The sequence below is a fragment of the Halobacteria archaeon AArc-dxtr1 genome (genome assembly GCA_025517425.1).
Lineage (GTDB): Archaea > Halobacteriota > Halobacteria > Halobacteriales > Natrialbaceae > Halostagnicola.
The window spans coordinates 920,965-942,752 of the sequence record JAOPJY010000001.1 but is presented as its reverse complement, the minus strand read 5'-3'; the positions used below and the strand labels follow the sequence as shown (position 1 = coordinate 942,752).

Below are 21,788 nucleotides of genomic sequence, written 5' to 3'. Positions count from 1 at the left end.
CTCTCATAGCCCCTCGAGCGATCGGAGCTTCTGCTCGACGGGCGGTGGGGCGGCGCTTGGGCCATCCCGTACCCGGTGGTCGGGGATGACGATCGGTGCCGGATTCTCGTCTAATGCGCTTCGTACGAGTGTCAGATCCGCGCTTTCGTCGGCGTCGAGCCCCGGCGTCACGTTCGCCAGCGTCGCGACATCTACCTGGTCGCCGTAGGGGATCGATCGGACCTGCTCGAGCACCGACCGCTGCTCGGTCGGGACGGTCAGCGCCACTTCGAGGTCGGTAAAGTCGTCTTCCTCGATCCCGTCTAAGTATTCGAACAGACGATCGAGCGTCGGATGCGTCGGGTCGGCATCCTCTGCCGGCAGATTGGGAAATGAGACGCGAAGGACGCGCCCACTGGCGATCCCCACCTGTACGTACCGCTCTAAGTACGGCGACTCCCGCGCATAGATTCCGGCGTCCGTAACATCCACCATGGGTGGCCGGAGGCCCGGCGCGAACTTGAAGATTCGCCACGGCCGTGTCGATGGCGCAATCTTTATGTACATATGAGTCCGTCGATGTACAATAATGGACTCTGATACGCAGGTCGCCCCGGCGGTCCAATCGATCCTCGACGCCGCGCGGGAGCGCACGGCCGATACTGATCGGCAGCTGTCAGTTGACTCGCGCTCGTTCCCGGACGCGCTGGCCCGCGCCGAGGCCGACGGACGCGTCCCCGTGATCGCTGAAGTGAAGCCAACGAGCCCGACTGCCGACGGAACTCGAGCCGACGATCCCGTCGACCTGGCTACCGCGATGGTCGACGGCGGTGCGGCGGCGATCTCCGTGCTCACCGAACCCGAGCACTTCGGCGGTTCGACGGACGCACTCGAACGCGTCCGTGCGGCCGTGGACGTACCGGTCCTTCGCAAGGACTTCATCCTGCGCGAAGCGCAGATGGACGCCGTCGAAGCCGATCTCTTGCTTCTCATCGTCCGGTTCGTCGACGACCTCCCCGCGCTGGTCGAGGCCGCCCGCGATCGCGGCTTCCAGCCGCTCGTGGAGGTCCACGACGCAGCCGAACTCGAAGTCGCGCTCGAGGCCGGTGCCGATATCATCGGCGTCAACAACCGCGATCTGACGAAGCTGGAGGTGGATCTGGGCACGTTCGAGGCGGTTTCTCCCCAGGTGCCAGACGACGTGACGCTGATCGCCGAGAGCGGGATCTCGACGCCTGCGGACGTCGACCGGATGCGCGAAGCCGGCGCCGACGCCCTGCTGGTGGGCAGCGCCATTATGGACCACGGGACCGACAGTGATGTTACGGCGAACACCCAGAGGGTGACACAGACATGAGCGAGACGGACCACGAGACTGACGATCGCGGAGCCGACGACGGTCGCGAAACCGGCAACGGCGAGTCATCCGGTGCGTTCGGTCGGTACGGCGGCCAGTACGTTCCTGAGGCGTTGATGCCGGCTTTAGAGGAACTCACAGACGCCTACGAACGCTACGTTTTGGAGAACGAAGATGGCTTCATGGACGAGTTCCGCGCCCGACTGCGGGACTTCGGCGGCCGGCCGACGCCGCTGCAGCGCGCCGACCAGCTCTCCGAGCGCTACGACTGCGAAGTGTACCTCAAACGCGAGGACCTCCTCCACGGCGGCGCCCACAAGCTGAACAACGCTCTCGGACAGGTGCTGCTGGCGAAGTATATGGGCAAAGAGCGGATCATCGCCGAGACCGGCGCCGGCCAGCACGGCACCGCGACGGCGATGGCAGCAGCCCACCTCGATATGCCCTGTGAGATCTACATGGGCCGAACTGACATCAACCGCCAGCGCCCCAACGTGTTCCGGATGCGGATCAACGGCGCCGAGGTCAACCCCGTCGACGCCGGCCGGGGAACCCTAAAAGAGGCGATCTCCGAGACGATGCGCGACTGGTCGAAAACGGTCGAAGACACCCACTACGTCATCGGTTCCGTGGTTGGTCCCCATCCGTTCCCCGCGATGGTCCGGGACTTCCAGGCCGTCATCTCCGAGGAGGCTCGCGAGCAGTGTCGCGATCAGCTCGGTGGACTGCCCGACGCCGTCGTCGCCTGTGCCGGTGGCGGCTCGAACACGATGGGCGCGTTCGCCGAGTTCGTTTCGGATGCAGACGTTTCTCTCTACGCCGTCGAAGCTGGCGGATCGAGCCTCGAGGTCGACGAAGAAGCGGGCGTCGCACCGAACTCCGCGACGCTCTCGACCGGCGAGGAGGGCGTCCTCCACGGCGCGCGCACCCAGCTCCTGCAAGACTCACACGGGCAGATTATGGAATCGCACAGCATCTCCGCCGGCCTCGACTACGCCGGCGTCGGCCCCGAGCTGGCCTACCTGGTCGGCGAGGGTCGGGTCACGCCCGTGAACGTCGGCGATCAGGCCGCACTCGAGGCGTTCCACCGGCTCTCGACCGACGAGGGGATCATCCCCGCGTTAGAGACAGCCCACGCCTTTGGCTTCCTCCACGAGGCGGTCGAAGCAGGCGAGAAAGTCGGCGAGACGGTCGTCGTCAACGTCTCCGGTCGCGGCGACAAGGACTTAGAGACCGTCATCGAGGAGACCGAAAAACGGGGACTCGAAGCCGCGCCCGACCTGTCGGTCTTCGAGTCCGGAGGTGGGCTGTAATGAGGAGCGACCTCAAGGCCGCATTCGCCGACAGCCCGGCGTTCGTCCCCTACCTGGCCGCGGGCGACCCGAATTACGAGGCCTCTCTCGAGTACGTCGAGGCGGTCGCTCGCGGCGGCGCCGACGTTATCGAACTCGGCCTCCCGTTTTCGGAGCCGATCGCCGAAGGCCCAACGATCCAGGGGGCCGTCACCCGCGCTCTCGATGCTGGCATGACCCCCGAGCGCTTCTTCGCGTTCGTCGAGGAACTCGACGTTGACGTGCCGCTGGTCTGTATGACCTACTACAACTTGATCTACCAGTACGGCGCGGACGATGGGCCTCGACCGTTCGTCGAGCGCGCCGCCGAGGCTGGCCTCTCCGGCTTCGTCGTGCCCGACCTGCCCGCTGAGGAGGCCGACCCCCTTCGGGAGGCCTGCGACGAGTTCGGCCTCGACCTGATCTTCATCGTCGCGCCGACAACCCGTGGCGAGCGCTTAGCGCGAATGATGGAGCGCGTCTCGGGCTACGTCTACGTCCAGGCCCGGCTCGGGACGACGGGCGCTCGAGAGGACGTCTCGGACCAGACCGGCGCCAGCTTAGAACGCCTCGACGAGTGGGAGATCCCCAAGGCGGTCGGCTTCGGCATCAAGACCGGCGACCACGCAGAACGGATCGTCGGCGCCGGCGCCGACGGGATCATCGTCGGCAGCGCGCTTATCGACATCATCGCCGCGGGCGAGACGGACGATCGATCGGTTGCAGAAACCGCAGCCCAGCTCGAGGAGTTGGCTCGGGAGCTAAAAGCCGGCGCCCTCCGCGGTGCGGGGTCGCTTCCAGAACCAGAACATCCATAACCGAAAGCTTGCTACAGGACGACAATGAGTACCGGAATCGACGCACGACTCGAACGGATCGGGACAGGGGGACGATACGTCGTCGTTCCCATGGACCACGGCACGACACTGGGGCCAGTCGCCGGCCTCAAAGAAATTGAATCGACGATCGACGCGATCACGGCGGGCGGCGCAGACGCCGTCCTCACCCAGAAGGGGATCGCCCCCCGCGTCCATCCGAACAAGAACGGGAAAGGGTTCATCGTTCACCTGAACGGCTCGACCTCGATGGGTCCCGACTCGAACGACAAGCGCCTCACGGGCACCGTCGAGGACGCGATCCGGGCCGGCGCCGACGCCGTCTCCTTCCACATCAACGTCGGCTCGAACTACGAGCCAGACCAGATTACTCAGCTCGCCGAGCTGACCTCCGAGGCCGAGCGCTTCGGGATTCCCGTCCTGGCGATGGCCTACGCCCGCGGCCCCGACGTCGATCCTGAGGACCCAGAATCGCTCGGACACGCGGTTCGACTCGCCGAGGAGGTCGGCGCTCACGTCATCAAGACGGGCTACAGCGGCGACGCCGAGAGCTTCGAGCACGTCTGCGAGGCGACGAGTCGCCCGGTCCTCATCGCCGGCGGCGCACGCGGCTCGGATCGCGAGACGATGGCGATGGTTCGTGGCGCGATGGACGCCGGCGCCGCCGGTGTCTCGATGGGGCGTTCGATCTTCCAGCACGAAGAGCCCGGTGCGATCACTCGCGCCGTCGCGGCCGTCGTCCACGACGACGCAGATCCGGACGAGGCACTCGCGGAAGCTGGGCTGGCGATCGAGATCTGAGTACATCGCGACCGTCCACACTATTCCCCAAATCCCGGCAGTCGCGTCGCAGGTCGACAACGAACATCCAACACTGCCGCTACGACTTGCTCGCGTTGCAAACTGATAACCGACGACCGCCGATAGCTAAAACCGTCGTTTGATCTTGGGACAAATAGTTATGTCCATCTCATAAAATATGGCAGATGAATCGCCGAACGCTTCTCGAGATGGGTGCAACGGGCGCGTTTCTCGGGGCAGCCGGCTGTCTCGATGAGATCGATCCACGGACGGACCAGACGACCGGAAATGAGGTGCCGGGCTGTACGCAAAAAGACGCGTGGGAGACGGAGATCACCACCGGGCCAACAGATCCCGACCCGGCCTCGATCGCTGGCCGTCGTGACTGTGCGAACGCGGATCGCCCGGAGCCAACCGGCGACGTCTGTGAGACGTTCGAGGTGGAGGGTGACGACGGTGAAACGACCGAATTCCACAGTGCTGGCGTCGAGCCGTACCCGGATCCACCATCGAATTCCGACGAGGAAGCGGTCCACTCGTTCGTCTCCGAGTACGAGCGGGCCTACACGCAAAACGGGGCCGTGGCGGAGTACGGAGACAGTGTCGTGGAATTTTCGTACACGACCCACGACACCGAGACGGTCGACGAGTCCAATGCGATCACGACAGTCTACATTGCCTTTGGCTTTGGCTTCAGACAAGAGGGCGGGGCTGATCCGGGTGGCTACCACGATGCCTTCGGGGAGGGTGCGATCTACGGAATCGACGAAACCGGAATCGTGCGCACGGATGCGGAGTACTACCACGAGATCGAGAACCTCCCCGACGATCCCGAAGCGCTTCCAGATCCGGTCGAAGATGGACAGCTGCTCCAGTGCTTTTGAGCAATCCGGCCGTTCTCTTCCGGTGGTTCGAGCGGAACGCGTGCCGATAGGGGTGTTGTGTTCTCCCGTCAGCGTATGCCGAGTGGATCGCGCTCGACCAGCTGCCCGACGACCGCCGAGCCGACGCGTGCGGCGTTCTCGATCCCCAGTTCGAGGCTCTCGGGAATCCCGTCGAAGCTCTCCTCGACTGACTCTCCCGGGGCCGACCGGTCGTAGTTCGCGACCGCGCGCACGCTCAGGTACCGATCGCCGAGACCGAAGCGCTCGAGGGCGGTCGCCGTCGCTGCGTCCTCCATCTGCGTGGTCGCGTACGGCCCGACGCCGTAGGCCTCACAGAGCCAGTCGACCTCTGCGGCGAAGTGCGGTCCATGCCAGAACTCGTCGCCACAGACCGTCGTCCCGACGTCGACGGTCGGACCATCGGCTGGCGCATCCGGATACCCGCGCTGGTACTCCCGGACGGTCTCGTCGGTCGCTAGGTCGACCCCGTCGGCGGCCTCGAGCGCGGCGGCGACCAGCTCCTCGTCCAGTTCGCGAACGTAGTCCCGGGGCCGGTAGGAGAGGAGGTCGATCGGACGCTCGCCGTCGTCCCATCCGCCCGGCGAATCACTACCCGAGTGGTCTTCGCCCACCTCGGCCCGATCCCAGCGGTGCTTTCGGTCCCAGTCGACCACCGCGTCGGCGACGAACACCGATCCGAGTGCGGCTCGTTCGGGGGCCGCGCCGCCGATGCCGGCGGAGACGACGTAGGCGTCCGAGAGGTCGACTGCGGGCGAGGCGGTCATCGCGGCGACCGTCGTCGCGGCGTCGCTCTTGCCGATACCGGTCGTCGTGATAGCGACCTCGGCGTCGGTGAGGTACAGCGGCGTCTCGAGACTTGGAACGTTGAGGGCGTCGTCGACCTTCTCACGCTCGAGCCACGGTCCGCGCTCGTCCAGTGGCGGCGCGGCGACGGCCGGGAGCACGAGCGCGCGCGGACGGACGGGGTCGTCGCCCGGTGGTCGAGGATCCGGAAGGGAACTGTCGGTCATGGGTCGACACTCGTCGCCGGGCGAAAAGTGTCTGCGGGTCGCCGGCAGCTGTGATGCGCGCGGTCGACGGTCGCGTCGAACCGATTGCCGCCGCCGGAAGGATTAGGCGCTGCGCGTTCGAGGCGGCGTGCGTGGCAGAGTCAGATCGAACCGCCGCCGATCCCGCCGCTGTCGACGACCTCACCGTCGACGACGAACTCCTCGCGCGGGCTCGAATCCACGCCCGTGAGGTCGTCGCGGGGTCAGACATAGACGTCGACCTCGGTCGGGTCGAGTGGGACGTCTCGTCGCGCGCCACCCGCCGGGCTGGCTGCTGTCGGTGGAACCGCGACCGTGAGGTGGCGACGATCGTCCTGACCAGACGGGCCTACGAGGCCTACGAGTGGGACGACTTTGCCGCGGTTGTACGCCACGAACTCGTCCACGCCAGCCAGTTCCAGCACGAGGGCGAGTCCGGCCACGGACCACAATTTCGGCGGCTCGCGGCCCGGGTCGACGCGCCCCGTCACTGTGAGGCGTTTGCCGAACCGCGGTACGTGCTGTGCTGTCTCGCCGACGACTGCGACTGGCAGGCGGGCAGACACCGTGCCTCCGATCCAGTGCGGACACCCTCTCGGTATCGCTGTGGCGACTGTGGCGGCGACTACGTCGTCTCACATGTCGAGAGTGGACGTACCTGGACCACAGCTGCGGGCTACGGTGGCGCGAAGGCCGCGGTCGGCGACGAGTGGTGACCCCCACGGCAGGCACCGATCTCGCCCCGCGCGTCAATCTCACAAGGTTTTATTTCCGGATCGCCCTCTGTGCGTCCATGAGCCTACTCGAGTCGATGTTCGGCGCGATCGGTGGCGACGGCGAGGCCGGCACGGCCAAGTTCTCCGGCGACCGGTACGACGTGACCTACACCGTCTCCGACGAGAGCCACGACGTCGCCTACGCGATTCCGGTCTCCGAGCCGGAGATTGCGGCACTCGGGGCGCTCCTCCGAGCCGAGCGCGAGGCTCCCTACGTCGAGGACGGCGACGAGTCGCTGGCCGAGGCCCTCGAGTCGGTGCTCGATACGGATTCGGTCGACGTCGAGGCCTGGACCGAACGGATGGCGGCCCCACGGCGGGCCGTCGAACCTGTCGTCGAGACCTGGGAACGGCTCGCAACCGCCCACTCTGTCGACGGCACAGAATCGGACGATGGCACGAGCGTTGGTGACGCGCCCGATTCCGCGTCTGCCGATCTGATCGTCTACCTGCCCGTCGGCGCTGAGTCGACGCTCGCCTCGTTTTTCGATCTCTGCCGGCGCCGCGACGAGCGTGACTCCGATCCGTTCACGCTCCCGCCCGAAATCGATGCTGCAGCCGCCATGCTGGGCCGTGTTCGGGACGCAACCGGGAGAAGCGAAAACCGGGTCGTCGTCAATACCCGCCACCTCCCCGAGATCGAGGGCTAAGTTATCACGCTCGGCGTGGCTGTCGACAAGAGCCCCGCGAATGGTGCGTGGTTCAGACGATTCTGTCGAACGTCTCGAGCGTCTCGAGTTCGTACGTCGGTTCGTGTTCGGGGCCGTACTCACCGTCGTCGTACTCACCCGCGCCGTGACCGAGGTCGATCCAGGCCGAATCCATGCCCACCCGGTTCGCCCCGCCGATATCGGCATAGCGGTTATCGCCGACGTGGAGCGCGGCGGAGGGATCGACGGAGAGCGCCCCGAGTGCACGCTCGAACGGCGCCGGATCCGGCTTCGGCGGAACGCCGTTTCGCGGGTCGACGAACACCGTGGTATCGAAGAGGTCGGTGACGCCGAGTGCGGCTAACTTCTGGGACTGCGTTTCCTCGCTGCCGTTGGTGATGAGTCCGACAGGACCGCGCTCGCTTGCGTACTCGAGGGCGCGCTCGGCGCCGGGGCGGAACCGAACGCCCCGCGGATCGTAGACGTCGAGATACGCGTCCGCGAGGTCGGGGGCGGTCGCGGGATCGGCGCCAACCCGTCGGGCGGTCGCCGCGAAGACCTGTTCGAAGAACTCCCGATCGGTCTGAGCGTCTCTGACGTCCTGTGAGGCGTGGCGAAGCTGGGCGACGCTACAGAACTGCTCGACCCCGGCCTGATCGAAGGCGCTCTGCAGCAGCGCATCGCGCGCTGCGGTTGGCTCACAGAGCGTGCTGTCGAGATCGAAGTAGATCGCGTCGTACGGCGCCATTGACCCCTACTAGCGTCGTGGCGACCCTCAACGTTTCGCCCCTGCTTCTCTCACCAACAGTCGCCGAATCCGCCACGTTCAAGCCGGTCCCCTTCGAGGGTCGAGATATGACGAGAGCTGTCTGGGTAAAAGCCGACGACACGGTCGGCGACTGGGACGATCGCCGAGCGCGAATCACGGCCGCGCTCGAAGCCGGAGCTGACTGGGTACTGGTCGACGATGACGACGTCGCCCGCGTGCGCGAGTTGGGTGACATCAACGTCGCCGCCTTCCGCACCGACGGGGACGTCTCGCTGATCGACGATCCCGAGGACGAAGCGCCGAACGCCCGGCCCGACGCCGTCGTCGTCGGGAAGGACGCCGAGGGTGACGGCACCGTCGACCTTCCTGCCGACCTCTCGGGCTCTGCTGACCTCTCGACGCTGCGCCGCGACGACGAGATCGAGCGCGGCGCCTACGTTCGCATTCTCAGCCAGGAGTACGAGACGTTCGCTGAGGCCGCCGCCGAGGACGCCGAGTACACGATCGTTATCGGCGACGACTGGACGATCATCCCCCTCGAGAACCTGATCGCCCGCATCGGCGAGGAGACCGATCTCATCGCCGGCGTCACGACTGCCGAGGAGGCAGACACAGCGTTCGAGACGCTCGAACTCGGCGCCGACGCCGTCTTGCTCGACTCCGACGACCCTGACGAGATCAGAAAGACAGTCGAGGTCCGCGACGAAGCCGAGCGCGAACAACTCGATCTCGAGTACGCCGAGGTCGTCGATATCGAGTCCGTCCCCCGAGCCGACCGGGTCTGCGTCGACACCGGGAGCTTACTCGAGCACGACGAGGGGATGCTCATCGGATCGATGAGCCGTGGCCTCGTCTTCGTCCACGGCGAGACGGCCGAATCACCGTATGTCGCTTCCCGCCCGTTCCGGGTCAACGCCGGCGCGGTCCACGCCTACGTCCGCACCCCCGACGGCGGCACGAAGTACCTCTCGGAGCTCCAAAGCGGCGACGAGGTCCAGATCGTCGATACCGACGGACGGACCCGCGAGGCCGTCGTCGGCCGCGTCAAGATCGAGAAGCGTCCGATGTTCCGCGTCGCCGTCGAGACCGAAGACGGCGACCGCGTCGAGACGCTCTTGCAGAACGCCGAGACGATCAAAGTCGCGACGAGCGAGGGTCGGAAAGCGGTCACAGATCTCTCAGTGGGTGACGAACTTCAGTTGTACACCGAGGACACGGCGCGTCACTTCGGCGAGGCCGTCGAGGAGAGCATCATCGAGAAGTAGCGGATTTATTGCTGGCGTCGCGACCGTCGTCGTTTTCTGCGGCGTCGTCTCACCCAGATCTGTACCGTCGTCTCGGAGCCGTGAGTCAGGCTTCCTCAGCACCGGGTTCGGGTTCGAGCCGCGTCGTACACCAGTGACAAAACTCGAGATCCTCGTCGAGCGGTTTTCCGCAGCTCGGACAGCTCGGCCCCTCGTCCCCGGAGTTGCCGTTCGGCGCGAAGCCAAACGCCCGGAAGCCGGCGTCGATCGTCGCAAAGAGGATGATAAACGAGAGGGCGAACTGACTCATCGTATCGACGCCCTCTGCGATCGAGCGCAGTTCGGTGATCGAGCCTGCGGCGGCGATCTCGCCGGTCGGTAAGAAGACGTAAAACGCCGACAGAAAGAGCCCGCCGAACAGCAGTGCTCGGGCCCAGTCGCGCAGGAGGGCGTGGCCGGCGCCGGGCAGGATAATCGAGAGCCCGGCGGCGAATACCGCTCGGATCCAGGTCATGTGCGTGTACCTGGTTCTCGGGAGGACGCCCACTTAACAGTCCGGTTTCGTCGCTGAACTGCCATCGAAGCGAATCGTTTTCGCCCTCGAGTTGGTAGCGACGTACGAGTCGTGACCGTCCCCGTCTTCGATTCCGAGTTCGCCTTCGAGTTGCGCACCTGCCGCTGGGCCGAGCGCTCTTGGCCACCCGACAGCGACCGCGACGTCGCGACCGTCGTCGCCCGCCAGCTCGGAACGAAGCGTCGGCGTTGGGATACGATCGTCATCGAGTGTGACCCGGCTGCACTCCGCGAACGCGCGCGCTTCGGCTCGAAGCGCCTCGATAGCGATTTGCTCCACGTCGTCCAGCACGCGCCCGACTCGTGGGGGTACTACCGCGACGTTCTCCCCGATCCCGGCTACGCCTGGCGGTACGTCCGCGAGGCGATCCACCAGGCCGACGATCGCGGAATCGTGGAAACGCGTCGCGCAGGAAACCGGATCGAGATCCGACGCAAGTGGCCGTATCCCGACTGGATCGATCGCATCGTCGCGATCGAGAACAAACCAGACCTCGACGCCAGCGCCGCCCGCCGACTCGGCGAGCAACTCGAGTACGACGTAGCGATGGCGCTGGCCGACGAGGTCTGGGTCGCCACGGAGCGGGGGGCTCCGTCGGCGGCTGTCTCCGACGCATCCGCGGCCGACCCCGCGTTGTTCGAGGATCTCCCCGTCGAGGCGGGCATCCTCTCGCTCGATCCCGACAGCCTCTCGGCAACGGTTACGTGGTTTCCTCGGACACTCGCCGTCGGCGAGCCCGGCACGCAGATTACGGAGCGGCCGGACGGTAGCGAGTACGACGCGTCGGCTGCCCGATTCGAGTACGTCGCTCCCGACGCGAAGGCCGCTACGCGCCTCGGGATCGCAGAGCGCGCCTACGAACGAGGGTGGCGTTCGTTCGTCGACACGATGCGCCCCGACTGTCGGCACTTCGACCTCCGCGATCGTGACGGCGCCGTCCCACAGTGCCGGGCGAACGACTGCGTACCGACCGCCGCACAGTGTTCGGGCTCCTGTCCATCGTTCGAACCTGAGCCCCCGGGATGGCGCAGCCAGGGCTGGCCGATCGAGGGTGGTCCCGGTGCATCGGTCAAACGCCTTCTCGCTGCTCGACGACGGCGCAGGCGTCCAGAACTGTGAGGACGTCAGGTACGCCCGAAAATGCCCTCCCGCAATGTCAGTCGGTAGCCTCGACCTCGAACGCCTCCCGGTCGACGGCCAGGCGGAACGTCGGAACGGTCCGCTGCTCGACAGAGACGACGCCTTTTCGCTCGAGGCTTCGCAGGCCAGAGCGAACCGCCTCGGCCGCTGGATCGACATCGTACGCCTCCCTGAGGCTGTGTAACACCGACACCACACTCTCGGAGCGCTCGTCGGGACCGGCGAGGACGTCGACGATCTGTGTCTGTAGTGTCGGCACCCGGATCCGTTCGGGCGGGCCAGCCGACTCGGACTCGCTTTCGATTCCCGGTTCCACGTCGACGAGATCGGCGGCCTCAGCCGTCGCCCGAATCAGGCTATCGTCGTCGCGAAAGTAGTACTCTCCCAGCTCGTTTTCGAGGTACCGATGGACGTCGCTGCCACTTTCCATCCCCCACCGATCCTGCAGCTCCGCATTTTTCGTCGGCTGTAGCTCCACCACGTCGGCCAGGCGGTCGCGCACCTCCTCCGAGAGCGTCATTGTCAATTCGTACTCGGATCCGCTACTTTTGCGTTGCGCCACGGTTGCCCGCCCAGTGGCTAGACGGTCGGCAACTCATCACGAATCGTGACTTCCACACAGAGAGCCAACATAGTAGAAGCCACTCGCGAGTGTTACTCCACTGTATGTCCGACACTGTCCAACTGAACGGCGTTCGAGAGACACTGGCTGCCCTCTCCTATCCGATCACGAGCGACCAAGCCAGCGACGAACTCGAGGGGACGACGCTCGTCCTTGCCGACGGGGAGGCGAACCTCGGTTCGCTGGTCGAGCGCTCGACCGTCTCCGAGTTCGAGTCGCCGGCTGACCTCGAAGCCGAGCTACACAACGTCCTTCCCCGGGAAGCCGTCGGCGAACCGTATCAGTCCGAAGGCGAGGGGTAATCGACGCTGAACGGCGCTTTTGGTGACTGTTGTGCTTCGAATTGAACTGTTGAAATACGATCACTCGAGAGTACCCTAGTTGAGAACGCTCGCACCTGTCTCCGACCCACCAATAATATTCATGCAATATCTAATTAATTCACACGAAATTATTTGATGGTGCACTTCAAGGTGCATTCGTATGCAGCGTTCCGAAGATGATAGCAGTGATCGAGAACTCGCCAGCCACCGGCGGCGATTTCTCCAAGGTGTTGGTGTAACTGGTGCCACTGGCCTTCTCGCTGGTTGTCTCGGGGGAGATGACAGCGACGACGAGAACGGTGACGACGCAAACGGCGACGACGACGGCGACGAACCAGAACCCGCCAGCTTCGAGGTAACTGATCTCGATCCGGCCGAAACGAGTCTCACGCGCGGTAGCGAACTTGCCGTGGAGGCGACCATCGAGAACACCGGCGAGGACGGCGACGAACAGACCGTCGAGTTCCACGTCGACGGCGACGTCGAGGGCGAACAGGATCTCGACCTCGACGGCGGCGACAGCGACACCGTCGAGTTCGACGCCGGTACCGACGAGCTCGCCGCCGGGGACTATGACTACGCCGTCGTCACCGACGACGACGAGGCGATGGGCGAACTCACCGTCGATCCCGTACTCGGTGACAGTCCCGACGCCCTCCTCACGTTCGACGACGACCCCCTCCTGGCCGTCTTCGACAGCACGGCGACCGTCGCGGGAACGCTCGAGAACCCCTACGACGTCACAGCCGAGAACATCGAGATCGACCTGTCGCTCCCCGATGGATGGGAGATCGAAGGCGATGCCGACGCCAGCTTCGGTGACCTTGGCGCTGGCGACAGCCAGGAGGTCGGCGTCGAGGTTTCGGTTCCGGCAGATGCCGAGGCGGAAAGTGAGATGACTGCTGACGTTAGTTACAGCGTCTTCGACGAGAGTGCCGACGTCTCGGTGACGATCGACGTTTCGGTCGTCGAACCGCTCTCGGCGCCGTTCGGCCTCGACTGTGGCGGTGAGTTGCTCGAAGAGGGTGTCGAGATTGACGACCTCGAGTTCCACCCCACGGCAGAACAGCGGGCCGAAATCGATCTTGACGAGGACGATCTCGAGGACGTCGCGTGGTGGCCCGACGCGATCCTGTTTGATCCGATTCCGAACCCGGCGATAAACGAGGAAGGCGAGGATATCGAGGGAACAGAGCATGACGCGCTTTATTGGACCGAGTACTGGCAAGACGATCAGTTCTCGATCGATCTTATGGTCGAAAACGGAGACTATGAGGTGGTTCTCCACTTCGCAGAGGTCGTCTTTGACGACCCAGACGAACAGCAGCGAGAGTTCTCCGCGTTCGTCAACGGTCAAACCGTCGTCGAGGAGCTCAACCTTACCGCCGACGTCGGGTTCGCGACGGCGACGACGGCCGGCACGGTGGTCACCGTCACCGACAACCAGATCTCCGTCGACCTGGATTCGTCCGTTGAGAATCCGAAGTTGAGCGCCGTTGAGATCCGTGAGGCGGACCTGGAGTCCGGCGTCGCGGGACACTACGATGCGAACGCGCTCGCCGCCGACGACGGCGACGCGCTCGCCGCCTGGGCCGACGCCACCGGCGAGGGCCTCGATCTGACCCAGGACGACGAGGACGCCCAGCCAACCTACCACGCCGATGGGGCAGACGGCAACGCCACCATCCGATTCGAGGGCAACACCGACTTCGGCGAGGGCGAGTACATCAACTCCGAGGGTGTGCCGACGGAGTCGACGGCGGGCGTGACGATGGCCGTCGCGTTCAACACCCACGACGTCACCGCCGAACGCCAGACTCTCCTCTACAACGGCAGCGACGACAACGGCGACGGCTACGGTATCTTTGTCAACAACGAAGGCGGCAGCGGCCCCGATTCGGAGGGCTACCTCCACGTCCTGTACGGCGGCGTCAACTGGTACTGGTCGGATACGGCGGTTGAAGAGGATCAGTTCCACGTTGCGACGCTCACCATCTCAGAGGACGCCCCCGACCAGCCCGAACTCCGGCTCGACGGGCAGCTACTGACGCTGGAAGATCAGGTCGAGGCAAACCCGCCGGTCGCGCCGTCCGACCAGTTCAGCATCGGCCAGGACACGAACGACGGCCACGCTCCGCCGTACTTCCACGGCGATATCGGCGAGGCGGTGGTCTACGACTGGGAACTCCCAACCGACCAGCGCGAGGAACTCGAAAACCAGCTCGGCGAGACGTGGGGTGTCGACGTCTCCCACGAGATCGACGGACTCGCCGGCCACTGGGCGTTCGACGAGGAGAGCGTCGAGGACGGGACGGTCGTCGACCAGAGCGGTCACGGCCACGACGGCGAGATTCGGGGTGGCGTCGAGACAGGCCTCGACGCACCCGTTGGTGGCGCGGCCGCCTTCGACGGCGAGAGCGAGGAGGACGTCGTCGTGATCGAAAGCGACGACGCGCTCAACCCGAGTTCGTACACGGTCTCGCTGTGGATGCAGACGGAGGACACGCAAGACTGGTCGGCGCTGTTCGCCAAGGAGGACTCGATGTGGTGTGGCACCGGCGACGAGAACAATCTCCGGATGGACGCGTTCGACGATACCGACTTCGACGATCAGCTCTGGGGCGAGACGGACATCACGGACGGCGAGTGGCACCACGTGGTCTTCCGCCACGACGCCGACGATGTCTCGCAAATCTTCATCGACGGCGAGCTCGAAGACGAGATCGAAGCCGGCGGTGAGTCCGACAGCTCCGACTTCGAAATCGGAATCGGCGCGGGCGTCGACGGTGAGGACACCTGGGATCACTACACCGGACAGTTCGCCGACGTCCGTCTCTACGACCGACCCCTCGGCGAGGCCGAGATCGGGGAACTCTTCGACGCCTAACGGGCGAAGACGGCGCGCGCTACGCGAACGAATTATCCGTTAGATCCCGAACGATTCGAGTTCGAGCAGCTCTTCAGGCTCTTCTCCTATTGGATGGGCGCGAAACGCTTCGCGGACGCCCCCGTCAGTCAGGAAGTTCGCGATGGCGACGAGCGACATCGACTGATCTAAAATCAGGTACTCCTCGGTGATCTCGTCGTCGACCACGCTCATCGAGTCGAAAAAGCCGTACTCAGTGTACAGTCCGCGATCTTCGTAGGCGTCGAGGGCACTCTCGACGTCGCTTTCGTCTGCGTACCCGAGCCCAAGGAAGGTCGCGTGCGGGGTCACGATATCGTCGCGTTCGTAGCCGCCCATCCCGGCGTGTTCGACCGCGAACTCGTCGTATCCGCCGGGTTCGGCACACGGCGAGAACCCCCACGCCTCGTAGCCTTGCTCGTCGGCGTGGTCGATCTGTAACTGCACGTGACGGGCGTTGTTCTGGTCGAACCCCTCCGTCGCCAGTTCGGGCTCCGGCACGACGAGCGACGGCATGAGCGACTCGAACATGCTACCGCCCCAGGAAGGAACGAATCGGTTCCCGCCGTGTTCGTAGGTTCCCTGCCAGACCTCCTCGCCTTCGTAGGTGACGAACTCGCCTTCTGGCTCCTGATTTTGCTCGGCGTCAGGCGGCAACGTTCGGAGCAAGTGCCACCAGTGTGATCGGGGGACGTCACCCTTGCCGATGGCGACGTAGCTCGCGATCCGCGCCTCGCTGTTTACCAGGTCGTAGTGAAATCCGAGGTCGTCGCCGTCACGGGCGTCGAACCCGCCGTAAAACTGCCCGACCGTCTCGCCGTCGAAGGGCTCCGTGACGTCGTCGTCGAACAGCGCCTCGTAGTCCTGGCTCTCGAGGAGGTCGTCAGCACGGTCACGAAGCGACGGGAACGCGCCGCCGACGGTCGCGACGCCGGCGGTGAGCCAGCCGTTGTCAACGGTCGAAATCTCCCACCAGCCGCCTGCCTCCTCATCGACCTCGCCGTCGGAAACGTCGTACCACCGGTAGAACTGTCCCTCCCACCGTTCTACGTCCTCGAGTGTGTCGAAGACGCGGGCGGCGTGGGCTTCGCCCTCGTCTTCCTCGATGATCTCGAGTTCGGTCGCCGCCACCACACTCAGCAACTGGAGTCCGATGTTCGCTGGGGACGTGACTGCCCGACTCTCGGATGGATTTCCGTCGGCGTCGAGCCGGTCTGGAACGAATCCGGTGGTCTCGTCCGCGTGTGCCTCGACGAACGACCACGTGTCGGCGGCAACCTCGTACAGCCGCATCTCGAATGCGGTTTCGGCGATTTCGTCTTCGCCCTCGCCGTTTCGATCGTCGTCCGTTCCGTCGTCGCCCGAGTCAGTTCCATCCGAGTCGTCGTCCCCGTTGGTTTCGCCGTCGAGGACGTCCGTACATCCCGCGAGGGCGAGCGCCGCCGTCGCGCCGAATCCCTGCACGTATCGCCGTCTACCTCTTGATGAGTCGGTCACGGTGTGCTCTCCATTTCGGTATTCGGTCCCGACTGATTACTCTTGGGCGACGTGACAGTGTGCTAAGGAAGAATGGCACCGTCCCACCCACCCTTCCCAGACGCACCCAGCCGATCACCGCCCGTCCCAGAGCCGACCTCAGGAGATCCGATAGCTTACCGCGAGCCCCTCCCCGACTGGCACGATCGTCGTCTCGAAGTCCGGGTCGGCTCGCACGCGCTCGAGGTAGGCCGCGACGCCGGCTGTGTGCTCGTCGACGTCGTCGATCCGGTCGTCGGCCGCAGCGTCGTCACCCGCGGCGCGCGACTCGACGATGGATAGGAGCGCGTCGAAGTCGACCACTGCAGCCGACATCGCGTTGTCGGCGACGATCGCGCCACCAACGGGAATCTTCGATTTGACGGCCTCGAAGGCGTCGACGTAGTCTGGCTTCCGGTGGTCGATCAACACCACGTCGAACGGGCCGTCGTAGCGCTCGATCGTCTCTAGGGCGTCGCCCTGCTCGTATCGCGCGAGGTCGTCGAAGCCGCCCCGAGAGAGGTACTCGCGGGCGAGGTCGAGTTCGTCTGCGTCGACCTCTGTGAGGACAATCTCGCCACCCTCGGGCAGCGCCTCGGCGAACCAGTACGCCGAGTAGCCAAAGCCAGAGCCGAACTCGAAGATGCGCTCGGCGTCGGCGAGCCGAGCCAGCAAGCGCAGAAATCCGCCCGCGTCAGGACCGACGTTCGGGAACCCCTCGCGCTCGGCGTACTCGTCCATCTCTGCTACGACTGCATCGGGTTGTGGACCTGCGGCACGAACGAACCGGTAGACGTCGTCTGTGAGGACGTCGGACATAGCTCCTCGTATACAGGCCGGCACCTCAAATCACGCGGTTGATCGTCACCGGGAGGCGAGCCAGCCGGGAACGACGCCCGAGGGCGGGTCGCCGGTTGCCGCGTAGTAGGCGAGGAGACCGGGGAGCGCCGGGCCGAAGACGAGCGCACCGTTCTCGCCGCCGGTCCCGACGACGCCGAGGACGGCGCCGACGAGCGCACCGGCTGGGAGCAACGTGGCGGCGAAGAGGTCGGCTCGGCTCCGATCGCCGAACAGTCGCTCGAGGCCGAGACAGGCGCCCCCAACGAGAATCGCCAGCATCGCTCCCTGTCGCGCGTACGGAACGCCGAGAACGTGTGCCACGACGAGGACGACAATCGCCGGAAACGAGAGGAGCAGCACCTGCTCGACGCGCGCTTTCATACGTGGTTCTGGGACGCTCCTCGCAATAATTGTATCGCTGGTGTCAGCCGAGTGCCGACAGTACTCTCGTGTGCCGCCCACTCCGCCACCCAGTGGCCACCCTCCAGAGCATCTTTTTTGCCCCTTCGGGTTCTCACACCGACCGAGATGTCCGAGGAACAGCTACTCGCCGAATCGGTCGACAACCTCGTCTACGAACCGGTACAGGTCCACGAACGCGGCGTCGACCTCACAGTGGGCGCAGTCTACGAGGTCGCCGAACCCGGCTCCATCGATTTCGGCGGCGACGAACTCGAAGACGCCGAGCTGGAGCCGGTAGAGACGACACAGCGTGACCCCGACGACGAGTACGGCTGGTGGTCGCTGTCGGGCGGTCAGTACGTCCTCCAGCACAACGAGTTCGTCACCGACCTCGAGACGCCCGCGCTGCTTCAGCCGCGAAACGAGCTCCTCGCTAGGGGCGGTTCGCACCCGACGGTTCGCGTCGACACGCACCTGCCGCTGCTCCCGCTTTCGGTTCCCGACGGTGGGCTCGAACTGAAGGAGAACGCGCGCGTCTCGACGCTCGTCTCGCTCGGCTGACGATCGCCACATCGGAGTTACCGCCGCTCGAGGCGCTCTCGCAGCGCCCAGACGTCGGTCGCGGGATCGAGCCGACTCGGCTCGGCTCCGCGCTCGGTCAGGACTCCCGCGTGATAGAGCATCGCTTTGAGCTGGAATACGGTCGGCGAGTGATACACCGACCCATCCAGAAGCGCCTCGGGACGTATCTCGCCGTCGGGAGAGAGCACCCGTCGCCGGACGTTCTCCTCCCCGCGGACGAAGAGCTCGACCGCGAGCGTCGGATGGAGCACGTGGAGATACTCGACGAACGTCGCGAGCGACGGTTCCAGCTCGCCGTCGGCGTGGAGGTTCGAGAGCTCTTCGACGAGTAGCTGTGTCGCCGGGTAGGCGAACACCACTCGCCGGGCGAGATGACCCCACGCCGGCGCCTCGTCGATGAACCGCCGTCGGGACCGGTACCACGACTGAAACTCCGCTAGAGCGGCCTCGACCGATCCGTGGCGCCTGATCCCGAAGCGGACGACTTCCCGGCCGAGCGCCGAGAGCCGCGGCTCACCGGGACCGTCCTCGAGCAAACCGAGAAACGCCGCCCCCTGGCGGGCTGCGTCCGTCGCGCCGACGACGTCGTACGCAGAGAGCAGGGCGTCGGTGTTGCCCTCGGCGTAGTGAGCGAGCGGATACCCGAGGTAGTTCTTCGGGTGGTTGAGGCCAAACGACTGGTCGGTGACGCCCTGTGCGCTCGCCTGCAGCCGGATCGCGCCCGTCGCGCTCGTCGCCCGGTTTCCAACGACGCGAGGAGTCTCGATCGCGGCCACGGCTCCGTCCGCCTCGACGGCGAGGATCCCGACGTTCAACTCGCGCGCCAGGGTGCGGTCGGTCTCCGACACTGCCGTCGCAGGTGCGGCGAGATACACCGCGTTAGCCTCCCCGAGCCGGTCGTGAGCCTGGACGATTCCTCGATGGGTGTCGACACCGCCCGCGCTCGTCCGTCCCTTGGCCTCGACTGCGACCAGCGGGGGCTCGTCGCCGACGCGCTCGACGGTTATCAGCTCGGATTCGAGCGCCCGCACGCCGACCAGATCCGGGTAGCCGCTTCCGACCTGAACGCGGTTAAACGGCGCGAGCGCCTCACGGACGTCCCGATCGATTGGTTCGTCGGCGAGCCAGTGTTCCCGCGAAAACTGCGTATCGACGACCGCGTAGGCGCCCGCCTCGTCCGGAAAGAGCCGCTGCTTGGCGTGAGCGAGGACGTGCGGTTCAGACAGCGAGCCGGCCGCCGATGCCATGGCCGTAGATGAACGGCGTCGCTCATGAAGGTTGACGTCTCGAGCCGGTCGGTCGCCGCCGTCTCGGGCTGGGCGGTCGTCGCCGCCTCGAGTTGGTCAGTCGGCGGAGAAATCGATCGGCGCTTACTCGAGAACGACTAAGGTGTCGCCCATGTCGACGCTGTCGTCGGCTGCGACGGCGATTTCAGTGACCGTGCCGCCTTGAGAAGCCACGATGTCGTTTTCCATCTTCATCGCCTCGAGGACGACCAGCACGTCGCCGGCAGCGACCTCCTCGCCCTCCTCGACCTCGACCGAGAGGATCGTTCCCTGCATCTCGGCCTCGACGAGCTCGCCGTCGCCCGCGATTGCCTCGCTCTCCTCGCCGCCGGCGGGCTGGGGCGGCCCGGCCTGACCGGACCCGGCACCCACATCGCCGGTCGGCAGCGGCGGTGCACCGTGTTCTTCGAGGTTGACCTCGAAGCGCTTCCCGTTGACCTCGACGGTGAACTCCCGCTCGACGGTTTCTTCGTCCTCGTCTTCGTCGTCGTCGCCGTCTTCGTCGCCGGTCCCCCACTGGGCCTGGGCCTCCGCGATTCGGTCGCGGTCGACCTCCTCGTCTAAGTACTTCGTCGTGTGCGTGCCGGCGACGAACGTCTCGTCTGTGAGCATGAGCCGGTGGAACGGGACGATCGTCACGATTCCCTCGATATCGTACTCCCGGAGCGCGCGCAGCGAGCGCTCGATGCACTCGTCGCGGTCCTCGCCCCAGACGATCAGCTTCGCGATCATCGAGTCGTAGTCCGTGACGAGCTCGTCGCCCTGCCGGAGCGCGTCGTCCACCCGGACGCCGACGCCGCCCGGCGGGTCGTACACATCCAGGGTGCCACCGGTTGCGGGCTGGAACTCCTCGGCGGCGTTCTCGGCGTTGATCCGGAACTCGATCGCGTGGCCGTCGATCTCGACGTCCGCTTGGGCGAAATCAAGTTCTTCCCCGGCCGCCACCCGGATCTGGCGCTTGACGATGTCCAGTCCCGTGATCGCTTCAGTGACGCAGTGTTCGACCTGAATTCGAGTGTTGACCTCGAGGAAGTAGAAGTTCGTCTCGGGGCCGAGAAGCCCGTTGCGGCTGGGTTCTTCCTCGACCAAGAACTCGACGGTGCCGGCGTTCGTGTAGTCCGCGGCGGCGACGCCCCGCCGGGCTGCCTCACCGATTTTCTCCCGTAGCTCATCGGAGAGCGCGGGCGATGGCCCCTCCTCGATGACCTTCTGGTGGCGCCGCTGGAGCGAGCAGTCACGCTCGCCCAGGTGGCGAACGTTTCCGTGCCCGTCTGCGAGAATCTGGACCTCGACGTGACGCGGAGTTTCGAGGTAGCGCTCCAGATAGACCGAGTCGTTGTCGAAGTACGCCTCGCCCTCCCGCTGGGCGCTCTCGAGTTGGCTCTCGACCTCGTCTTCGGATCGGACGACCTTCATGCCGCGGCCACCGCCGCCGCCTTCGGCCTTGATCGCGATCGGGTAGCCGTGTTCCTCGCCGAACGCACGGACCTCTTCGGGGTCGGTCACCGGCTCGGTCGTCCCGGGGACGATCGGGACGCCCGCTTCGTCCATGATCGAGCGCGCCTTCGTCTTCTCACCGAGCGCTTCCATCGCGTCGCCCGACGGCCCGATCCAGGTGAGCCCGTCGATCGCCTCGACTTTGCGGGCGAAGTCGGCGTTCTCCGCGAGGAAGCCGTAGCCGGGATGGATCGCGTCGGCACCGGCTCGTCTGGCGGCGTCGATGACGGCGTCGTGATCGAGGTACGAGTCGGCTGCGCGTGCGGGGCCGACGTTGTACGCCTCGTCGGCGTAGCGGACGTGCCCCGCATCCGCATCCGCGTCGGAGTAGATCGCGACGGTCCCCACGTTCAGCTCTTCGCAGGCGCGCATCACTCGCACGGCGATCTCGCCGCGGTTCGCCACGAGAACCTTCCTGAACATCGT

22 protein-coding genes are annotated in these 21,788 nt (G+C 65.6%); 12 read left to right on the top strand and 10 right to left on the bottom strand.

Annotated features, from left to right (window positions below; translation table 11 throughout):
• Positions 1 to 3 precede the first annotated feature (3 nt).
• Complete coding sequence (locus OB905_04790; protein MCU4925304.1) at positions 4 to 474, bottom strand: MGMT family protein; 471 nt, start codon at positions 472 to 474, stop codon at positions 4 to 6.
• A 94-nt stretch (positions 475 to 568) separates the two neighbouring features.
• Between OB905_04790 and OB905_04785 the strand changes: the two genes are divergently transcribed.
• The 5 genes from OB905_04785 (at position 569) to OB905_04765 (ending at position 5,188) form a co-directional block, all read left to right on the top strand.
• Positions 569 to 1,336, top strand: coding sequence for an indole-3-glycerol-phosphate synthase (locus OB905_04785; protein ID MCU4925303.1), 768 nt, complete (start codon positions 569 to 571; stop codon positions 1,334 to 1,336).
• Positions 1,333 to 2,649 carry a tryptophan synthase subunit beta gene (gene trpB / locus OB905_04780; protein ID MCU4925302.1) on the top strand — a complete coding sequence of 439 codons (1,317 nt, stop codon included), beginning with the start codon at positions 1,333 to 1,335 and terminating at the stop codon, positions 2,647 to 2,649. Before OB905_04785 ends, trpB begins: the two co-directional genes overlap by 4 nt.
• On the top strand, positions 2,649 to 3,485 hold the full coding sequence (gene trpA, locus OB905_04775; protein ID MCU4925301.1) for a tryptophan synthase subunit alpha: 837 nt from the start codon (positions 2,649 to 2,651) through the stop codon (positions 3,483 to 3,485). The genes trpB and trpA overlap by 1 nt, the downstream gene beginning before the upstream one ends.
• Positions 3,486 to 3,509: 24 nt before the next feature.
• Positions 3,510 to 4,304, top strand: coding sequence for a 2-amino-3,7-dideoxy-D-threo-hept-6-ulosonate synthase (locus OB905_04770; GenBank protein MCU4925300.1), 795 nt, complete (start codon positions 3,510 to 3,512; stop codon positions 4,302 to 4,304).
• A gap of 185 nt (positions 4,305 to 4,489) precedes the next feature.
• A complete protein-coding gene (locus tag OB905_04765; GenBank protein MCU4925299.1) occupies positions 4,490 to 5,188 on the top strand; it encodes a hypothetical protein in 699 nt (232 codons plus the stop codon).
• Between the two features lie 68 nt (positions 5,189 to 5,256).
• Here OB905_04765 and OB905_04760 read toward each other — a convergent pair whose 3' ends face one another.
• Positions 5,257 to 6,219 carry a purine nucleoside permease gene (locus tag OB905_04760; protein MCU4925298.1) on the bottom strand — a complete coding sequence of 321 codons (963 nt, stop codon included), beginning with the start codon at positions 6,217 to 6,219 and terminating at the stop codon, positions 5,257 to 5,259.
• Positions 6,220 to 6,350: 131 nt separating this feature from the next.
• On the opposite strand from OB905_04760, the gene OB905_04755 reads away from it, so the two are divergent.
• Both OB905_04755 and OB905_04750 read left to right on the top strand, forming a co-directional pair.
• Positions 6,351 to 6,953, top strand: coding sequence for a SprT-like domain-containing protein (locus OB905_04755; GenBank protein MCU4925297.1), 603 nt, complete (start codon positions 6,351 to 6,353; stop codon positions 6,951 to 6,953).
• Positions 6,954 to 7,030: 77 nt separating this feature from the next.
• Positions 7,031 to 7,663: a hypothetical protein gene (locus tag OB905_04750; GenBank protein ID MCU4925296.1), complete on the top strand. Its 633-nt coding sequence runs from the start codon at positions 7,031 to 7,033 to the stop codon at positions 7,661 to 7,663.
• A gap of 52 nt (positions 7,664 to 7,715) precedes the next feature.
• On the opposite strand, the gene OB905_04745 is transcribed toward OB905_04750, so the two are convergent.
• The gene (locus OB905_04745; protein ID MCU4925295.1) at positions 7,716 to 8,411 is read right to left on the bottom strand and encodes an HAD family hydrolase; all 696 of its coding nucleotides are present in this window, start codon (positions 8,409 to 8,411) and stop codon (positions 7,716 to 7,718) included.
• Between the two features lie 107 nt (positions 8,412 to 8,518).
• Between OB905_04745 and OB905_04740 the strand changes: the two genes are divergently transcribed.
• Positions 8,519 to 9,697: a 3-dehydroquinate synthase II gene (locus OB905_04740; GenBank protein MCU4925294.1), complete on the top strand. Its 1,179-nt coding sequence runs from the start codon at positions 8,519 to 8,521 to the stop codon at positions 9,695 to 9,697.
• A gap of 85 nt (positions 9,698 to 9,782) precedes the next feature.
• Here the strand turns inward: OB905_04740 and OB905_04735 are convergent, their stop codons facing one another.
• Positions 9,783 to 10,190 carry a zinc ribbon domain-containing protein gene (locus OB905_04735; protein ID MCU4925293.1) on the bottom strand — a complete coding sequence of 136 codons (408 nt, stop codon included), beginning with the start codon at positions 10,188 to 10,190 and terminating at the stop codon, positions 9,783 to 9,785.
• A 111-nt stretch (positions 10,191 to 10,301) separates the two neighbouring features.
• Between OB905_04735 and OB905_04730 the strand changes: the two genes are divergently transcribed.
• On the top strand, positions 10,302 to 11,369 hold the full coding sequence (locus tag OB905_04730; protein MCU4925292.1) for a DUF5787 family protein: 1,068 nt from the start codon (positions 10,302 to 10,304) through the stop codon (positions 11,367 to 11,369).
• A gap of 37 nt (positions 11,370 to 11,406) precedes the next feature.
• Here OB905_04730 and OB905_04725 read toward each other — a convergent pair whose 3' ends face one another.
• On the bottom strand, positions 11,407 to 11,910 hold the full coding sequence (locus OB905_04725; protein MCU4925291.1) for a DUF5797 family protein: 504 nt from the start codon (positions 11,908 to 11,910) through the stop codon (positions 11,407 to 11,409).
• A gap of 146 nt (positions 11,911 to 12,056) precedes the next feature.
• Here OB905_04725 and OB905_04720 point away from each other — a divergent pair, with 146 nt between their 5' ends.
• Positions 12,057 to 12,314, top strand: a complete 258-nt coding sequence (locus OB905_04720; GenBank protein ID MCU4925290.1) for a hypothetical protein — start codon at positions 12,057 to 12,059, stop codon at positions 12,312 to 12,314.
• A 181-nt stretch (positions 12,315 to 12,495) separates the two neighbouring features.
• On the top strand, positions 12,496 to 15,222 hold the full coding sequence (locus OB905_04715; protein ID MCU4925289.1) for a malectin domain-containing carbohydrate-binding protein: 2,727 nt from the start codon (positions 12,496 to 12,498) through the stop codon (positions 15,220 to 15,222).
• Between the two features lie 39 nt (positions 15,223 to 15,261).
• On the opposite strand, the gene OB905_04710 is transcribed toward OB905_04715, so the two are convergent.
• From OB905_04710 to OB905_04700, 3 genes are all read right to left on the bottom strand, one after another.
• A complete protein-coding gene (locus tag OB905_04710) occupies positions 15,262 to 16,704 on the bottom strand; it encodes a DUF3131 domain-containing protein (protein ID MCU4925288.1) in 1,443 nt (480 codons plus the stop codon).
• A gap of 171 nt (positions 16,705 to 16,875) precedes the next feature.
• Positions 16,876 to 17,574, bottom strand: a complete 699-nt coding sequence (locus tag OB905_04705) for an O-methyltransferase (protein MCU4925287.1) — start codon at positions 17,572 to 17,574, stop codon at positions 16,876 to 16,878.
• A 45-nt stretch (positions 17,575 to 17,619) separates the two neighbouring features.
• Positions 17,620 to 17,976: a hypothetical protein gene (locus OB905_04700; protein ID MCU4925286.1), complete on the bottom strand. Its 357-nt coding sequence runs from the start codon at positions 17,974 to 17,976 to the stop codon at positions 17,620 to 17,622.
• 147 nt (positions 17,977 to 18,123) lie between these two features.
• Between OB905_04700 and OB905_04695 the strand changes: the two genes are divergently transcribed.
• Positions 18,124 to 18,558: a dCTP deaminase gene (locus tag OB905_04695; protein ID MCU4925285.1), complete on the top strand. Its 435-nt coding sequence runs from the start codon at positions 18,124 to 18,126 to the stop codon at positions 18,556 to 18,558.
• Between the two features lie 17 nt (positions 18,559 to 18,575).
• Here the strand turns inward: OB905_04695 and OB905_04690 are convergent, their stop codons facing one another.
• Positions 18,576 to 19,826 (bottom strand): hypothetical protein, encoded by a 1,251-nt coding sequence (locus OB905_04690; GenBank protein ID MCU4925284.1) that lies wholly within the window; start codon positions 19,824 to 19,826, stop codon positions 18,576 to 18,578.
• A 123-nt stretch (positions 19,827 to 19,949) separates the two neighbouring features.
• Positions 19,950 to 21,785, bottom strand: coding sequence for an acetyl-CoA carboxylase biotin carboxylase subunit (locus OB905_04685; GenBank protein ID MCU4925283.1), 1,836 nt, complete (start codon positions 21,783 to 21,785; stop codon positions 19,950 to 19,952).
• Positions 21,786 to 21,788: the final 3 nt, after the last annotated feature.